The following is a 17,514-nucleotide window of genomic DNA, read 5'->3' on the forward strand; positions in this document are numbered from 1 at the left end:
GCGCGACCACGATCGCGCCGTCTTTTATCAAGGAGGAAGACAATGATGCAGTTCACCCAACGTGCCCGCGCGATCGCGCTTCGTACAGCGAAACAGGCCGCGCTGGCCGGCGTGCTGCTCGCGAGCGCCGTCACCGCGATGGCGCAAGCCGACACGCCTGTGGGCACCTGGCAGACCATTGACGATCACACCGGCCAACCGAAGGCGCTCGTGCAGATCGTCGACAGCGGCAACGGCACGCTGAGCGGCAAGGTGATCAAGGGTCTCGGTCCGAACGACCAACCCGATCGCCGTTGTACCGCCTGCACCGATGCGCGCAAGGATCAGCCGATTCTCGGCATGACGATCATCGATGACATGAAAAAAGACGGCGATGCCTGGGATCACGGGCAGATTCTCGACCCGGAAAACGGCAAGCTCTACAAGTGCAAGATGCACCTGGAAGACGGCGGGAACAAGCTGGTGGTGCGCGGGTATATTGGCGTGTCGCTGCTCGGGCGCTCGCAAACGTGGGTTCGTCAGCAGTAGCGAAGACGCGCTAACCCGGCGCGCGAGCGAAAAAAGAAAACGGCCGACGAGATGATCGTTCGGCCGTTTTTTCTACGTGATGTCGCGTGATTTGAATCGTCATGCAGCGTGTTTGAAGGGCGACGTGAAAGCAAACGGAGACGACGGCAACGGATTGACCGGCGGCGGGGTATATACCGCAGGGGCCACCGGAGCCGGCGCTTTCTGCGCTGCAGCGACGTTTTTCTTTTCCGCGCTCAGATGCGTGCGCATGCGTGCTTCCATCATTGCGCACAGTTCTTCGCTGGCGGCGCCGAACAACTGTTCCATGACGCGCTTGAGCACGCCGGACTGATACCACGCCTTGAAGCGGCGATGACAGGTTTGATACGACGGGTACTTGCGCGGCATGGCGGACCAGGTAGCGCCGCTGTACATCACCCACAGCACGCCGTTGAGCACCGACCGGGTGTTGGCCAGCGGGCGGCCGCGCAATTCGGAGCGCGGACGCAGTTCGGGCAGCAACGGCGCGATGCGCTGCCATTCTTCGTCGTTGATGTCGCGATAGGGATTCATGGTTTCTCCTTTGTCAGATACCCGACAAAGATAGCCAGTCACCCGAAGGCAAAACATCGGAGCAATCCGAATCTTGAAAATACGCCGTTAGGCCTAGGCCGCTAGGCGCAGGCGATGTGACCTATCGCAAAAGCACACCCGGCAGCTTGCGAACGCGCTCGCCGCGGCGCCGGCTTCAAGTCAGCGACGTATCGACGATCCGCCGCGGCGCATCGAGATACTCCTTGCTCTGCATCTCGACGATGCGCGACACCGTGCGCGTGAATTCGTTGGCCATCGGGCCATCCACGTAAAGCTGCTCGGGCGGCACCGCGGCCGACATCAGCAGCTTCACCTTGTGGTCGTAGAACACGTCGATGAGCCACGTAAAGCGGCGCGCTTCGGACGCCATGCGCGCCGACATCTGCGGGACCGCGGACAGAATCACCGCGTGAAAACGGCTCGCCAGTTCCAGGTAGTCGTTCTGCGAGCGCGGACCGCCGCACAACGTCGCGAAGTCGAACCAGACGACGCCGTCCGCCTTGCGCAGCGCCTTCAACTCGCGCTTTTCGATGTGCAGGATCGGGCTTTCGTCGGGCACCGCGGCGAGGCGCGCGAACGCGTCGCGCAGCGACTTGTCGGCGGCCGCGCCGAGCGGCGTGTGATACACCTCGACCTGCGCCAGCGTGCGTTGCCGATAGTCGATGCCCGCGTCGACGTTGATCACGTCGAGCTTCTGCTTGATCAACTCAATCGCCGGCAACATGCGGTCGCGATGCAGGCCGTCCGGGTACAGCGTGTCGGGATCGTAGTTGGACGTCATCACGAACTGCACGCCGTTCTCGAACAGCTTGTCGAGCAGGCGATAAAGAATCATCGCGTCGGCAATGTCGGACACATGAAACTCGTCGAAACAGATCAGCCGATAACGCTTCGAAACGCGCCGCGCGAGTTCATCGAGCGGATCGGCCTGCCCTTTCAATTCTTCGAGCTCGCGATGCACCTCGCGCATGAACTCATGAAAATGCAGCCGCGTTTTGCGCTGCACCGGCACGATCATGTAGAAGCTGTCCATCAGAAAGCTCTTGCCGCGCCCTACGCCGCCCCACATGTACACGCCGCGCGGCTGCTCCGGATGATTGATCAGCTTCTTGAACGCATTCGAGCGGCGCGACTTGTACTCGACCCACTCTTCGTAGCACCGCTGCAGACGGTCCACCGCCGCGCGTTGCGCCGGATCGGATTGGTAACCCCGCGTCTGCAGTTCTTTCTCGTAGTATTCGGTGACGTTCATTGTGTTGCTGCAAAAGTGTTGCTGCAAAAAGAAAGGCGGGAGGGATTGAACCCGCCCGCCTTGTGATGCCAGAAATGCCGAAGTTGCGTTCAGTCAGGCGTGCGCGTTTACATGTTCAGCGCGCGCTTGTCCACGGCGAGCGCCGCTTCGCGCATGACTTCCGACAGCGACGGGTGCGGATGGCAAATGCGGCCGATGTCTTCCGACGCCGCCTTGAACTCCATCGCGACCACGGCTTCTGCGATCAGATCCGATGCGTTTGCCGAGATGATGTGCACGCCGAGCAGTTCGTCGGTCTTTGCGTCGGCGATCATCTTGACGAAGCCATCCGCCTTGTTGATGCCGAGCGCGCGGCCGTTCGCCATGAACGGGAACTGGCCGGTCTTGACCTCGCGGCCTTCCGCCTTCAGTTGCTGCTCGGTCTTGCCGACCCACGCGATTTCCGGCTCGGTGTAGATCACCCACGGGATGCAGTTGTAGTCGATATGCGGCTTCTGACCGTCGATGATCTCGGCCACCAGCACGCCTTCGTCCTCAGCCTTGTGCGCGAGCATCGGGCCGCGCACCACGTCGCCGATCGCGTACACGTTCGGCACGGCCGTCGCGCAATGATCGTCCACGTCGATGAAGCCGCGCTCGTTCGCCTTCAGACCGATTGCTTCGAGACCGAGGTTGTCCGTATTCGGCACGCGGCCGATCGACACGATCAGGCGGTCCGCTTCGAGCTTCTGCGCGTTGCCGTCCTTGTCCGTGTAGTTGATCGTGACGCTGTTCTCAGTGGTCGTGACTTCGCCGACCTTCACGCCGACGTGAATGTCGAGGCCCTGCTTCTTGAACTGCTTGGCCGCTTCTTTCGCCAAAGCCTGGTCAGCCGCGCCGAGGAATTCCGGCAGCGCTTCGAGCACGGTCACTTCCGCGCCCAGACGACGCCACACCGAGCCGAGTTCCAGGCCGATCACGCCTGCGCCGATCACGGCGAGCTTCTTCGGAGCCGAGTCGAAAGCGAGCGCGCCTTCGTTGTCGGCGACGATCTTGTTGTCGACCGGAATGTTCGGCAGATGGCGCGCCTTTGAACCCGTCGCAATGATCACGTTCTTCGCCGTGACCACTTCGGTTTCGCCTTCGCCGCTCACTTCGATCTGCACGCCGGCGTCCGTCTTGCCGGTGAACTTGCCGTGGCCCTTGAGCCACGTGATCTTGTTCTTGCGGAACAGGAATTCGATGCCCTTCGTCATCTTGTCGACGATGCCGTCTTTGCGGGCCATCATCTTCGAGATGTCGACCTTCACGTTTTCCACGGAAATGCCGTGGTCCGCGAGGTGATGCGATGCGTTTTCAAATTCTTCCGACGACGCGAGCAGCGCCTTCGATGGAATGCAGCCCACGTTCAGGCAGGTGCCGCCGAGCTTCAGCGCGCCGGCCGGGTTCTTCCATTTTTCGATACATGCGACGGTCTTGCCGAGCTGCGCTGCGCGGATCGCGGCGATATAACCGCCAGGGCCGGCGCCGATCACGACGACGTCAAATTCTTTGGACATGACAATCCTTTTGATGACGGAACGGCGCGGCCACGCTTATTGGCCAAGCTTATTGGCCACACTTGGTGGCGCGGCTCGTTCCAGTACTGCGGAATGCGAAAGACGTATTGCTCATCTGGAGCCGGCTTGCGTGTTTTACAAGCCGGCTCCGGTCGGACCGTTGCTTACAGGTCGAGCAGCAGACGCGCCGGATCTTCGAGCGCGTCCTTCATGGCAACCAGCGACAGCACCGCTTCGCGGCCGTCGATGATCCGGTGGTCGTACGACAGCGCCAGATAGTTCATCGGGCGGATCACGATCTGGCCGTTCTCGACCACGGCGCGTTCCTTCGTGGCGTGCACGCCGAGAATCGCGGACTGCGGCGGGTTGATGATCGGCGTCGACAGCATCGAGCCGAACACGCCGCCGTTCGAGATGGAGAACGTACCGCCCGTCATTTCGTCGATGGACAGCTTGCCGTCTTTCGCCTTCTGACCGAACTCGGCGATCTTCTTCTCGATGTCGGCGAGGCTCAGCTGATCTGCATTGCGCAGGATCGGCACCACCAGACCGCGCGGCGAACCGACAGCGATACCGATGTCGAAGTAGCCGTGATAGACGATGTCGTTACCGTCGATGGACGCATTCACCAGCGGGAACTTCTTCAGCGCGTGAACAGCCGCCTTCACGAAGAACGACATGAAGCCGAGCTTCACGCCATGTTCCTTCTCGAACTTGTCCTTGTACTTGTTGCGCAGATCCATGACCGGCGCCATGTTCACTTCGTTGAACGTGGTCAGGATCGCGTTGGTTTGCTGCGACTCGAGCAGACGCTCGGCGATACGCGCGCGCAGACGCGACATCGGCACGCGTTGTTCCGGGCGGTCCTTCAGCCATTGATCAGCCGATGCCGGCGCCTTCACGTCCGGCAGCGACGGCTTGGCGGCCTTCGGTGCGGCAGCCGGTGCCGGCGCTGCGGCCTTGGCGGCGGGTGCGCCGGCCGTCAGCACGTCGCCCTTGGTGATGCGGCCGTCGCGGCCCGTGCCGGCGACGTCGCCCGACGACAGGCCCTTCTCCGCCATCAGCTTGCCGGCAGCCGGCGAAGCAGCGGTGTTCGCACCCGTTGCGGATGCGGCTTGCGCGGCCGGTGCGGCAGCAGGAGCCGGAGCCGGCGACGCTTCGGGAGCCGGCTTCACTTCGGCTTCGACGGCAGCGGCGCCAGCCTTGCCTTCGGTGTCGATCTTGGCGATGACCTGATCGGCCGTGACGGTGTCGCCGTCGTTCGCGATGACTTGCGCGAGCACGCCGGCCGAGGGTGCCGGCACTTCGAGCACGACCTTGTCGGTCTCGATTTCGATGAGAATTTCGTCTTGCGCCACAGCCTCGCCGGGCTTCTTCTTCCACTGCAGCATGGTGGCTTCCGAGACCGACTCGGACAGCTGGGGAACCTTGACTTCAACAATAGCCATTATGAATATCCTGAATACGTATCGGGTGACGGCGCGGTGAACGACGACCGCCTGCGAACCCTGCGTGCCGCGCTTCAACCTTGATGGGTTGCAGAACGCGGCACGGGAAAGCGCGCTGCGCTTTCCCGGTTCGTCTGTTCTCTTTATTTAGCGATCGACGCGCTCTTGAGGCGGCCGAAAGCGCCTTCGACCAGCGCCTTCTGCTGCTCGTAGTGCTTCGCGTAGTAGCCCACTGCCGGCGAAGCCGAAGCCGGACGGCCGCTGTATGCCAGCTTCTGTCCTTCCTTCATGCCTTCCTTCAGGTGATGCTCGATGTAGAACCACGGGCCCTGATTCTGCGGCTCGTCCTGGACCCACACCACTTCCGTCGCGTTGTCGTACTTCTTCATTTCCGTTTCGAACTGCTTGTGCGCAAACGGATAGAGCTGTTCGATACGGATGATCGCGACGTCGTTTGCCTTCGCTTCGCGGCGATGCGCGACGAGGTCGTAGTACACGCGGCCCGAGCACGCCAGCACGCGCTTGACCTTCTTCGCGTCGATGGTGTCGTCCACTTCGCCGATAACCGGCTGGAACGAACCCTTCGCGAGTTCCGACAGATCCGACACCGCTTCCTTGTGACGCAGCAGCGATTTCGGCGTGGCGACGATCAGCGGCTTGCGGAACAGGCGGATCATCTGACGGCGCAGCAGGTGGAAAATCTGCGCCGGCGTGGTCGGCTGAACGACCTGCATGTTGTGGTCTGCGCACAGTTGCAGGAAACGCTCGATACGCGCCGACGAGTGCTCCGGACCCTGGCCTTCGTAGCCGTGCGGCAGCAGCATGGTGAGACCCGACACGCGGCCCCACTTTACTTCGCCCGACGAGATGAACTGGTCGATCACGACTTGCGCGCCGTTCACGAAGTCGCCGAACTGCGCTTCCCACGCGACGAACGTGTTCGGTTCAGCCGTCGAGTAACCGTATTCGAAGCCGAGCACCGCTTCTTCCGACAGCACCGAGTCGATTACCGTGAACTTCGCCTGACCTTCGGCGATGTTCTGCAGCGGCACGTACGTGCCGTCGTTCCAGCGCTCGCGGTTCTGGTCGTGCAGCACCGCGTGACGGTGCGTGAACGTGCCGCGGCCCGAATCCTGACCCGTCAGACGCACGGCATAACCCGATGCGACCAGCGACGCGAACGCGAGATGCTCGCCCATGCCCCAGTCGAGCTTCGCTTCGCCACGGCCCATCGCGCGACGGTCGTTGATGACGCGCTCGACCAGCGGGTGAACCTTGAAGTTTTCCGGAATCGTGGTGATGCGCTCGGCGAGGCGCTTCAGTTCCGCGAGCGGCACGGCCGTGTCGGCTGCGTCGGTCCACTTGCGGTTCAGGAACGGCACCCAGTCGACCGCGTACTTGCTCTTGTAGTTCGAGAGCACCGGATCGACCGTGTGATGGCCTTCGTCCATCGCCTTGCGATACGCCTTGACGAATTCCTCGCCTTCCTCGGCGGTGATCACGCCTTGCTGCACCAGCTTTTCCGCGTACAGCGCGCGGGTGCCCGGATGCTTGGCGATGGTCTTGTACATCAGCGGCTGCGTGACAGCCGGCGTGTCCTGCTCGTTGTGACCCAGCTTGCGGAAGCACACGATGTCGACCACGACATCCTTGTGGAACTGCATGCGGAAGTCGATAGCCAGTTGCGTGGCCAGAACGACCGCTTCCGGATCGTCGCCGTTCACGTGCAGCACCGGCGCCTCGATCATCTTGACGACGTCCGAGCAGTACAACGTGGAGCGCGAATCGCGCGGGTCCGACGTCGTGAAACCGATCTGGTTGTTGATGACGATGTGCAGCGTGCCGTGCGTGCCGTAACCGCGCGTTTGCGCGAGGTTCAGCGTTTCCATCACGACGCCCTGGCCGGCAAAAGCCGCGTCGCCGTGGATCTGCACCGGCAGCACTTGCAGGCCGCTGTCGTCGCCGCGACGGTCCATACGCGCCTTCGCCGAACCTTCGACCACCGGGTTGACGATTTCGAGGTGCGACGGGTTGAACGCGAGCGACAGGTGAACCGGGCCGCCTTCGGTCGAGACGTCCGACGAGAAACCCTTGTGGTACTTGACGTCGCCGGCCGGCAGGTCGTCGACGTGCTTGCCTTCGAATTCGGCGAACAGGTCAGCCGGCATCTTGCCGAGCGTATTGACCAGCACGTTCAGACGGCCACGGTGAGCCATGCCGATGACGATTTCCTGGACGCCGCGAGCACCGCCGTGACGCACGACTTCGTCCATCGACGCGATGAAGCTCTCGCCGCCTTCCAGCGAAAAGCGCTTCTGGCCGACGTATTTGGTGTGCAGGAAGCGCTCGAGGCCTTCAGCGGCCGTCAGGCGATTCAGGATGTGCTTCTTCTTCTCGTTCGAGAAGTTCGGCGTGGAGCGGATCGACTCCAGCTTTTCCTTCCACCAGCGCTTCTGTTCCGGATCGCTGATGTACATGTACTCGGCGCCGATCGTGCCGCAATACGTGTCGCGCAGTGCCTTGACGATCTCACGCAGCGACGCGCGCTCGAATCCGAAATACAGATTCGTGGCGCTGAACTCCTGGTCCATGTCGGCTTCGGTGAAGTCGTAGAACGCGGGTTCGAGTTCGGGGATTGCGGGACGTTCGCGGCGCTTCAGGGGATCGAGATTGGCCCATTGCGAGCCGAGGAAGCGATATGCGCCGATGAGGGACTGCACATAGACTTGCTTTCGCGCGGTAGCGAGGTCTTCGCCGCCGGGTGCGGTGCGCGGGATGAAGGCATTGGCCTTGGCCCGTTGCGCAAACGATTCGACGATCGGGCCGTGGGCCACGTCGTTGGCATTGCTGCCGTCCGATGCGGGAACATTCTGCAACGCGTCGAAATAGCTGCGCCAGTTCTCGGGCACTGACGCCGGATTGTCGAGATATGCTTCGTACATTTCTTCTACGTACGGAGCATTGCCGCCGAACAGATAAGAGTTCGACTGGAATTGCTTCATCATTTTTACGCTCACCTTTCTTCGAGTTTCTCGAGAAATAGCGGGTTACAGAACCTTCCGCGACACGGCCTGACCGTTTAGCGGATTGCGCGAATCAAGTCTTGCTTGGAAGGACCTAAAACTTGCACCCGGGGAGCATATCACAGAACCGATAGTCCAGATAGCAGACGGATTGCCGCCCGGGCCCGCAACGACGGGCCTTCGCGGCGATTTTCGCGGCGCGCAACAGTCTTCTGCGATTAACGGAGACAAACGCGCATAAACGAAGTGCGAACCGGCGGTAAGTGCTGATAACGCTATCGGCGCGGCAAAAACAAAAAGCCACCCGAAGAAGGCTTCGGGTGGCTTTTGAACAGCAGTCAGAGCAAAGGCGCCGTAACCGGCGCGCGCTGCTCCTAGTCCACCGCGCCCTTACGGCTTGCGCTGCGGCGCTCGTGTTCCTTCAGGTAGCGCTTGCGCAGACGGATGGATTGCGGCGTGACCTCGACCAGTTCGTCGTCGTCGATAAACTCGACCGCGTATTCCAGCGACATCTGGATCGGCGGCACGAGGCGCACGGCTTCGTCCGTACCCGACGAACGCACGTTGGTGAGCTGCTTGCCCTTGATGGGGTTCACGACCAGGTCGTTGTCACGGCTATGAATGCCGATGATCATGCCTTCATACAGCGGCTCGCCCGGCGACACGAACATACGGCCGCGGTCCTGCAGCTTCCACAGCGCGTAAGCGACTGCGGCGCCGTCGTCCTGCGAAATCAGCACGCCGTTGCGGCGCTCGCCGACCGCGCCTTCCTTGACCGGCTGATACGAGTCGAACGTGTGGCTCATCAGGCCCGTACCACGCGTGAGCGTCAGGAATTCCGACTGGAAGCCGATCAGGCCACGCGCCGAAATACGATACTCGAGACGCGTGCGGCCACGGCCGTCCGACGCCATGTCGAGCATTTCGCCCTTGCGGCGGCCCAACTCTTCCATCACGCCGCCCTGGTGCGCGTCTTCCATGTCGACGGTCAGGTTTTCGTACGGCTCGTGCTTCACGCCGTCGATTTCCTGCATCACCACGCGCGGACGCGACACGGCCAGCTCATAGCCTTCGCGACGCATGTTTTCCACGAGAATGGTCAGGTGCAGTTCGCCGCGGCCCGCCACTTCGAACGTGGTTTCGTCGCCGGTTTCTTTCACGCGCAGCGCGACGTTGTGGTTCAGTTCCTTCATCAGGCGGTCGCGAATCTGACGGCTCGTGACGAACTTTCCTTCACGGCCAGCCAGCGGCGACGAATTGACGAGGAAGTTCATGGTCAGCGTCGGTTCGTCGACGGTGATCATGGGCAGCGCTTCCGGCTGTTCCGGCGAGCAGATGGTCACGCCGATGCCGATTTCCTCGATACCGTTGATCAGCACGATGTCGCCCGCTTCCGCCGACTCGACCTGCACGCGCTCGAGACCCTTGAACGACAGCACCTGGTTGATCTTGCGGTTCAGAATCGCGCCGTCCGGACCCGAACGCACGGCGACGGCCATGCCCGGCTTGATGCGGCCACGCGTGATGCGGCCCACGCCGATACGGCCGACATACGACGAGTAGTCGAGCGACGTGATCTGCAATTGCAGCGGGCCTTCCGGGTCGGCTGCGCGCACCGGCACGTGCTTGAGCACGGCTTCGAACAGCGGGCGCATGTCGCCTTCGCGCACGTCCGGCGTGAGGCCGGCATAGCCGTTCAGGCCCGACGCGTAGACGATCGGGAAATCGAGCTGCTCGTCGGTCGCGCCGAGCTTGTCGAACAGGTCGAACGTCTGGTTGATCACCCAGTCGATACGCGCGCCCGGACGGTCAACCTTGTTGATCACGACGATCGGCTTCAGGCCGAGCGCCAGCGCCTTCTTGGTCACGAAGCGCGTTTGCGGCATCGGGCCTTCGACGGCGTCGACGAGCAGCAGCACGGAGTCGACCATCGACAGCACGCGCTCCACTTCACCGCCGAAGTCGGCGTGTCCCGGCGTGTCGACGATGTTGATGTGCGTGCCTTCGTATTCGACGGCGCAGTTCTTGGAAAGAATCGTGATGCCACGTTCTTTTTCGATGTCGTTCGAGTCCATCACGCGTTCGGCAATCTGCTGGTTGTCGCGGAACGTGGCGGTCTGACGGAGGAGCTGGTCGACGAGCGTGGTCTTGCCGTGGTCGACGTGGGCAATGATGGCGATGTTGCGTAGGGCGCGGGTCATAGGAACCTGGAGACAGTTGAGTGCGCCGCTTGCTCATGCCGCTTACCCCTGCCGCTTACCCTTCTATCAGAGCAATACGAGGACAAAATTACGACAAGCCCAAAGCGCACTTTTGGGAACCCAACATTATAGCACGCGATGGTGACGCTTTCTGGTATTCCCCGATAGCGGACGCCGCGGCGTGCCATTTGCAGCCCGCAACACTGACAGCGCACCTCATTTGCGCCTACGCAAAAACGCGCCGATTCCTTCTTGAGTGCGGAAAATTCCTTGCCTAAGCTGTAATAACCCTTGCCGCGTCAATCATCCGGCTCCTATAATCGTGCATAGTCAACCATTGCATTCGCACGAGAATCATGACGGAGCCGTCCTCAACACCCGCGCCGGAGATCAGCGAGTATCAGCTCGGCGAAAGCGTCGGCTACCTGCTCGCGCGAGTGAAGTCGACCATGTCGAACATGGTCACCCAGCGCAGCATGGCCGAACTGGGCATCACCAGTCAGCAGGGCAGCATCCTGTTCATGGTGGCGAGCGGCAAATGCGTGCTGGCGGCCGAACTGGCCCGCGAATACGGCATCGACGCAAGCGCCGTCACGAGGCTGATCGACCGGCTGGAAAAGCGCGGGCTGCTGACGCGGGTGCGCAGCAGCGAAGACCGGCGCGCCGTGCGGCTCGCGCTGACGCCGGAAGGCCACGCAATCGCGGCGAAGATGCCGAAGATTTTCACCAGCGTGCTGGATAGTCTGCTCTCCGGTTTCACCCCGGAAGAAGTGGGCTTCTTAAAGAGCATGCTGCGGCGAGCCCTGATCAATTCCGGCGAATGCACGGCATTTGCTCGCGATGCGGCAAGCAGCTCCGGCAACAAGACTTAAAAATTACTTGCAGCGTCCATCATTACATTCCACTCAAAGAGTCGAGCGATGAAATCCCTTTCCCTGTCCGCGCCCGCGTTTCCGCGCCGGGCCGCTGTCGCCGCCGCGGTGGCAGCGCTCGCCCTCGCGGGGTGCGCGAACTACTTCGGTGTCAAAAGCGACAAGCAGATCTCGTCGCCGGAGCAGTACGAGTCCACGCAGAGTCTGACGGGCCAGGGCGGCCAGTGGCCGTCGCTCGAGTGGGCGAACCAGTTTGGCGATCCCCAGTTGCCGAAGCTGATTGACGAAGCGCTGGAAGGCAATCCATCGATCGCGCAGGCGCAGGCGCGTCTCGCGAAGGCGTCGTCGTATATCGAAAGTTCGCGCTCGGCGCTCTATCCGAAGGTCAACGGCAGCTATTCGTGGACGCGCGAACTCTTCTCCGGCAACGCGCTCTACCCGCCTCCGTACGGTGGCACCTGGTATAGCGAAAACAACGTGCTGGCGAGCGCCTCGTGGGACCTCGACCTGTGGGGCAAGAACCGTCAGCGGCTCGGCCAGGCGGTGTCGCAGGAAAAGGCGGCTCAGGCGGACATGCAGCAGGCGCGCGTGACGCTCGCGGCCTCCGTGGCGAGCACCTATAACCAGCTTGCGCAGCTCTACGCGCTGCGCGACATCGCCGCGCGCGAGATCGAGAATCGCCAGGAAATCGGCCGGATCACGAATGGCCGCGTCGCCGCGGGCCTCGACACCAACGTCGAACGCCAGACCGCGACCGGCAATATCGCGACGAGCCAGTCGAACCTGACCGACCTCGACGGCCAGATCACCGTGGTGCGCTATCAGTTGGGCGCGCTGCTCGGCAAGGGGCCCGACCGCGGCCTGCAGATCGCGCAACCTGTGCTCGGCGCCGGCAACGCGGTGACCCTGCCCGACAATCTGCCGGCCGACCTGGTCGCGCGCCGCGCGGACATCGTGGCCGCACGCTGGCAGGTCGAAGCGGCGATGCACGACGTGAAGGAAGCGAAGGCCGAGTTTTTCCCCGATGTGAATCTCGCCGCCGCTTTCGGCTTCGACGCGTTCGGCTGGGGCCGCTTCCTGAAGGCCGGCAGCCGGCAGATACAGTTCGGCCCGGCGGTTCATCTGCCGATCTTCGACGCCGGCGCGCTGCGCTCGCAGTTGAAGGGCCGTTACGCCGACTTCGACCTGGACGTCGCGAATTACAACCAGACGCTGATCAATGCTTTGTCGGATGTAGCCACGCAAGTCTCGTCGATCCGCTCGATCGACCAGCAATCGGGCGACGCACAGCGCGCGCTCGACGCATCCACGAAGGCGTATCAGCTCGCCGTGATCCGCTACAAGGCCGGGTTGTCGCCGCAATTGCAGGTGCTGACCGCGGACCAGAACCGCCTCGCCGCCGAACAGACCGTGACCACGTTGAAGATGCGCCGCCGCGATCTGCAGATCGGTCTCGTCAAGGCGCTCGGCGGCGGTTTCGACGCGACGCAAACCGGGCTCGTGGTGCCTGGCGACGGACCCCAGCAAGCAGCCGCGCCGGCCGCCGCGGCAAGCGCCAGCGGCACCGCGGCCACCGCCACGACCACGGCTGCGGCTGCGAAGTAACAGCGCGGACCGCAACGGATCGACAGCAACAGACCACACACGAACATCCGAATAAACGACGACGTTAGAGAGAACCCGGAGCACATCAATGAGCACCCCCCAGCAGCCCGCGGCTAACAACCAGCCGGCACAGCCGAACAAGCCGGCGCAATCCGCGAACAACGGCAAACGCAAGCGCATGATGACGCTGCTCGTCATCGTGATCCTGATCGCCGCCATCGCCTACGGCCTGTACTACTTCCTCGTGGCGCGCTTTCACGAAGACACCGACGACGCCTACGTGAACGGCAACGTCGTGCAGATCACGCCGCAGGTCACCGGCACGGTCGTCGCGGTCAACGCCGACGACACCCAAACGGTCAAGGCCGGCGACCCGCTCGTCGTGCTCGATCCGGCCGACGCCCGCGTCGCGCTCGAACAGGCCGAAGCGAATCTCGCGCAGACGGTGCGCCAGGTGCGCGGCCTCTTCGCCGACGACAACCAGTACCAGGCTCAGGTCGCCCAGCGCCAGTCCGACCTGTCGCGTGCTCAGGACGACCTGAAGCGCCGCATGACCGTGGCTCAAACCGGCGCGGTGTCGCAGGAAGAAATTTCCCACGCACGCGACGCCGTGAAGAGCGCCCAGGCCGCCGTCGAGGCCGCCCAGCAACAACTCGCGTCGAACCGCGCGCTGACCGCGAACACGACGATCGCGAATCACCCGAACGTGCAGGCTTCTGCCGCGAAGGTCCGCGACGCGTATCTGAACAATGCGCGCAACACGCTGCCGGCACCGGTCACCGGCTATGTCGCGAAACGCTCGGTGCAGGTCGGACAGCGCGTCTCGCCGGGCACGCCGCTCATGGCGATCGTGCCGCTCGGCGCCGTCTGGGTCGACGCCAACTTCAAGGAAGTGCAGCTCAAGCACATGCGCATCGGCCAGCCGGTCGAACTGACCGCCGACGTGTACGGTTCGTCGGTCGTCTATCACGGCAAGGTGGTCGGCTTCTCGGCGGGCACGGGTTCGGCGTTTTCGCTGCTGCCCGCGCAGAACGCGACGGGCAACTGGATCAAGGTGGTGCAGCGCCTGCCGGTGCGTATCGCGCTCGATCCGCAGGAGCTTGAAAAGCATCCGCTGCGTATCGGCCTGTCGATGCAAGCCGACGTCAGCATCAAGGACGAGAACGGCGGCCAGCTCGGCAACGCGCAGAACACCGTCTATCAGACGAACGTGTTCGCGAAATACGGCGACGAAGCCGACGCCGAAATCGCCCGCATCATCGCGGAAAACGCAGGTCCGAACGCTGGCGCGCAGAAAGCCGTGCAGTCGGGAACCGGCAAGCCCGCGGCTGCGGCCGCAAAACTGATGTAAGCCGCGCGGCGACTCCTACAAGGCTTTTTGAATGGCTCAGGCTCAGGCGCAAGCCCCTCATCCGCCGCTCGAGGGGGCGCAACTGGTGATCGGCACCATCGCGGTGTCGCTCGCCGTTTTCATGAACGTGCTCGACACGTCGATCGCGAACGTCTCCATCCCGTCCATTTCCGGCGACCTCGGCGTGTCGGCCGATCAGGGCACGTGGGTGATCACGTCGTTCGCGGTCGCCAACGCGATCTCCGTGCCGCTGACCGGCTGGCTCACCGACCGCATCGGCCAGGTGCGGCTTTTCATGGCGTCGATCGTGCTGTTCGTGATCTCGTCATGGATGTGCGGCCTCGCGCCGACGCTGCCCTTCCTGCTCGCCTCGCGCGTGCTGCAAGGCGCGGTGGCCGGCCCGATGATTCCGCTGTCGCAAACGCTGCTGCTCGCGAGCTATCCGCGCGCGAAGGCGCCGATGGCGCTGTCGATGTGGGCAATGACCACGTTGATCGCGCCGGTCGCCGGCCCGATTCTCGGCGGCTGGATCTCGGACAACATTTCGTGGCCGTGGATTTTCTACGTCAACATTCCCGTCGGCGCCGTCGCCGCGGCCGCGACGTGGATGATCTTCCGCAACCGCGATTCCGTCGTGAAAAAGGCGCCGATCGACGGTGTCGGCCTGGGCCTGCTGATCTTGTGGGTCGGCTCGTTGCAGGTCATGCTCGACAAGGGCAAGGACCTCGACTGGTTTTCGTCGACCACGATCGTCGTGCTGGCGCTCGTCGCCGTGATCGCGCTCGCGTTTTTTATCGTGTGGGAATTGACGGCCGAGCATCCGGTGGTCGACCTCTCGCTCTTCAGCAAGCGCAATTTCACGGGCGGCACGGTCGCGCTGTCGATCGGCTACGGCCTTTACTTCGGCAATCTCGTGCTATTGCCGCTGTGGCTGCAAACCGACATCGGCTACACGGCGACCGACGCCGGTCTCGTGATGGCGCCCGTCGGACTGTTTGCCGTGCTGCTGTCGCCGATCACGGGCAAGGTCTTGCCACGCACCGATCCGCGCTACATCGCGACCCTGTCGTTCCTCGTGTTCGCGCTGTGCTTCTGGATGCGCTCGCGCTACACGACCGGCGTCGATACGTACTCGCTGCTGTTGCCCACGCTGATTCAGGGCATCGGCATGGCCGGGTTCTTCATTCCGCTCGTGTCGATCACGCTGTCGGGCTTGCCGGGCAACCGGATTCCGGCGGCCTCGGGCTTGTCGAACTTCGTGCGGATCATGTGCGGCGGCATCGGCACGTCGATCTTTCAGACGGCGTGGGACCATCGCTCTATCATGCATCATGCGCAACTGACCGAGCGCGCCAACGCCTACAACCCGGTCTTCGATCAGTCGATCCGGCAAATGGGCGCGGCGGGTTTCAGTCAACCGCAAGCGTATGGGCTCTTCAATTCGATGGCGACGCAACAGGCCGCGCAATTGGGCGTGAACGACCTGTTCTTCGTTTCGGCCGGCATCTTCGTCGCGCTGATTGCGCTGATCTGGATCACGAAGCCGGAAAGAGCCGGTGGCGATGCGGGCGCGGCTGCTGCGGCGGCGCATTGAGACGAGCAGACCAGACTGACAACCTGCTGCACCGGGCTGGCGCCACAGACGGATCAGGGCATGACGGGGGGATGGAAGGTCAACGTCCCCGCAAGAATCCACAGCATGAAGATCACGAGCGGAAGATGCACGATGAACTGGGTAAACGTGAAGCCCACCACGTCGCGAGCCCGCAATCCCAGCACGCCTAGCAACGGCAGCATCCAGAAAGGGTTGATCAAATTCGGCAACGCCTCCGCCGCGTTGTAGACGGTTACCGCCCAGCCCAGATGAACCTGCAGTTCCCTGGCTGCCGCGATCACGTACGGTGCCTCGATGATCCATTTCCCGCCACCTGACGGCACGAAGAATCCAAGGACGGCAGAGTAGATGCCCATCAGCGCCGGAAACGACGCATGCGACGACACTGCAACGAAGAAATGCGAAAGATGATCGGCCAACGGTAGTCCCGACGGCGCGGAGGCTTTCGTCAGCATGTACGCAATGCCTCCGTAGAGAGGAAACTGGATCAACACGCCAGCCACGGACGGCACCGATTTCGCCACGGCGTTCAGGAAGCGGCGGGGGCGCCAGTTCAACAGCATCCCGGCCAACAGGAACACGAAGTTGTAGGTATTGAGATTCGAGATCGCCAGCACCGGATTTTTCGCGGTGAATTCGTGCCATGCCCAAACAGAGCCGAGTGCGACGATCAGGATTGTGATCAACGGGCTGTACTCGAGCCAGTCGCCGGGGCGTGAAGGCGCTGCTACTTCGAGTTCCGCCTCGTTCAGCGAGATGCCCAGATGCTGCGCGGTTTTGGCGCGTTCGGTGCCCGGCGCAGAGAGATACGCGATCAAAAGCGATACGACGGTCAGAGCGGCGACTATCAGCAACGACTGGGGAAGAAAAATCGTTTCGGAGAACGGAATGACACCGGTGATCGCCAGCAGCGCTTTCGGCAAACTGTCCGGATTCGCCTGCAATTGCGATGCCGACGAACTCAATCCCAGCGCCCAGGTCGCGCCCATGCCGAGATAGGCGGCGGCACCCGCCGCTCGATAGTCCATACGGAGCCCGGTGCGACGAGCGAGCGCACGAACCAGCAGGCCGCTGAAGATCAGGCTGATCGCCCAGTTGAAAAGCGACGCCGAAATGCTGACCAGCGCGACGAATGCCACCGCAGACTTGCCGTTCGACGGCAAGCGGGCAAGCCATGCGATCAATTTGGCGGCAGGCGGAGATACCGCGACCACGTAGCCTGAAATGGCCACGATCGCCATCTGCATCGTAAAGGGAATCAGGCTCCAGAATCCGTCTCCGAAGGCAATGCCCACACGTTGTGCAGGCGCGCCCGTCGCCAGCGCGCCGACCGCGACGACGACAACCGCGATCGCCGCGAATATGTATGCGTCGGGAAACCACTTTTCCGACCAACGGGTCACTGCTGCGGCCATACGCTCGAGTCCGACTGCATCGTCGGCTGTCGAGGCTGCCAGGTCTTGCTGACGGTTCAATTCCTTCATCATGGTCTCCGACGCTTCGAG

At 62.6% G+C, this 17,514-nt stretch carries 12 protein-coding genes; 5 read left to right on the top strand and 7 right to left on the bottom strand.

Features of this window, described 5'->3' with window-relative positions:
- The first annotated feature begins 42 nt into the window (after nt 1-42).
- The gene (locus ABIE53_RS11995) at nt 43-528 is read left to right on the top strand and encodes a DUF2147 domain-containing protein (RefSeq protein ID WP_029971605.1); all 486 of its coding nucleotides are present in this window, start codon (nt 43-45) and stop codon (nt 526-528) included.
- Nucleotides 529-627: 99 nt separating this feature from the next.
- On the opposite strand, the gene ABIE53_RS12000 is transcribed toward ABIE53_RS11995, so the two are convergent.
- The 6 genes from ABIE53_RS12000 to typA all read right to left on the bottom strand — a co-directional run bounded on the left by ABIE53_RS12000 (nt 628) and on the right by typA (nt 10,566).
- Nucleotides 628-1,083, bottom strand: a complete 456-nt coding sequence (locus tag ABIE53_RS12000) for a transposase (RefSeq protein ID WP_006053264.1) — start codon at nt 1,081-1,083, stop codon at nt 628-630.
- A 175-nt stretch (nt 1,084-1,258) separates the two neighbouring features.
- On the bottom strand, nt 1,259-2,356 hold the full coding sequence (gene zapE / locus ABIE53_RS12005; RefSeq protein ID WP_006053265.1) for a cell division protein ZapE: 1,098 nt from the start codon (nt 2,354-2,356) through the stop codon (nt 1,259-1,261).
- A 107-nt stretch (nt 2,357-2,463) separates the two neighbouring features.
- Nucleotides 2,464-3,894 (bottom strand): dihydrolipoyl dehydrogenase, encoded by a 1,431-nt coding sequence (gene lpdA, locus ABIE53_RS12010; protein ID WP_107706699.1) that lies wholly within the window; start codon nt 3,892-3,894, stop codon nt 2,464-2,466.
- A 164-nt stretch (nt 3,895-4,058) separates the two neighbouring features.
- A complete protein-coding gene (gene odhB / locus ABIE53_RS12015; RefSeq protein ID WP_029971603.1) occupies nt 4,059-5,342 on the bottom strand; it encodes a 2-oxoglutarate dehydrogenase complex dihydrolipoyllysine-residue succinyltransferase in 1,284 nt (427 codons plus the stop codon).
- Nucleotides 5,343-5,485: 143 nt separating this feature from the next.
- Nucleotides 5,486-8,347, bottom strand: a complete 2,862-nt coding sequence (locus ABIE53_RS12020; RefSeq protein ID WP_006050940.1) for a 2-oxoglutarate dehydrogenase E1 component — start codon at nt 8,345-8,347, stop codon at nt 5,486-5,488.
- 392 nt (nt 8,348-8,739) lie between these two features.
- Nucleotides 8,740-10,566: a translational GTPase TypA gene (gene typA, locus ABIE53_RS12025; RefSeq protein ID WP_107706698.1), complete on the bottom strand. Its 1,827-nt coding sequence runs from the start codon at nt 10,564-10,566 to the stop codon at nt 8,740-8,742.
- A gap of 356 nt (nt 10,567-10,922) precedes the next feature.
- Here typA and ABIE53_RS12030 point away from each other — a divergent pair, with 356 nt between their 5' ends.
- From ABIE53_RS12030 to ABIE53_RS12045, 4 genes are all read left to right on the top strand, one after another.
- On the top strand, nt 10,923-11,438 hold the full coding sequence (locus ABIE53_RS12030; RefSeq protein WP_006050942.1) for a MarR family winged helix-turn-helix transcriptional regulator: 516 nt from the start codon (nt 10,923-10,925) through the stop codon (nt 11,436-11,438).
- Between the two features lie 48 nt (nt 11,439-11,486).
- Complete coding sequence (locus tag ABIE53_RS12035) at nt 11,487-13,043, top strand: efflux transporter outer membrane subunit (protein ID WP_006050943.1); 1,557 nt, start codon at nt 11,487-11,489, stop codon at nt 13,041-13,043.
- 88 nt (nt 13,044-13,131) lie between these two features.
- Nucleotides 13,132-14,394 carry an EmrA/EmrK family multidrug efflux transporter periplasmic adaptor subunit gene (locus ABIE53_RS12040; RefSeq protein WP_006050944.1) on the top strand — a complete coding sequence of 421 codons (1,263 nt, stop codon included), beginning with the start codon at nt 13,132-13,134 and terminating at the stop codon, nt 14,392-14,394.
- A gap of 31 nt (nt 14,395-14,425) precedes the next feature.
- Entirely contained in the window at nt 14,426-15,988 is a 1,563-nt protein-coding gene (locus tag ABIE53_RS12045; RefSeq protein WP_006050945.1) for a DHA2 family efflux MFS transporter permease subunit, read from the top strand.
- Nucleotides 15,989-16,041: 53 nt separating this feature from the next.
- Here the strand turns inward: ABIE53_RS12045 and ABIE53_RS12050 are convergent, their stop codons facing one another.
- Nucleotides 16,042-17,493 carry a short-chain fatty acid transporter gene (locus ABIE53_RS12050; RefSeq protein ID WP_053859044.1) on the bottom strand — a complete coding sequence of 484 codons (1,452 nt, stop codon included), beginning with the start codon at nt 17,491-17,493 and terminating at the stop codon, nt 16,042-16,044.
- Nucleotides 17,494-17,514: the final 21 nt, after the last annotated feature.

Source organism: Paraburkholderia sp. OAS925 (assembly GCF_040543975.1).
Taxonomy (GTDB): domain Bacteria; phylum Pseudomonadota; class Gammaproteobacteria; order Burkholderiales; family Burkholderiaceae; genus Paraburkholderia; species Paraburkholderia graminis.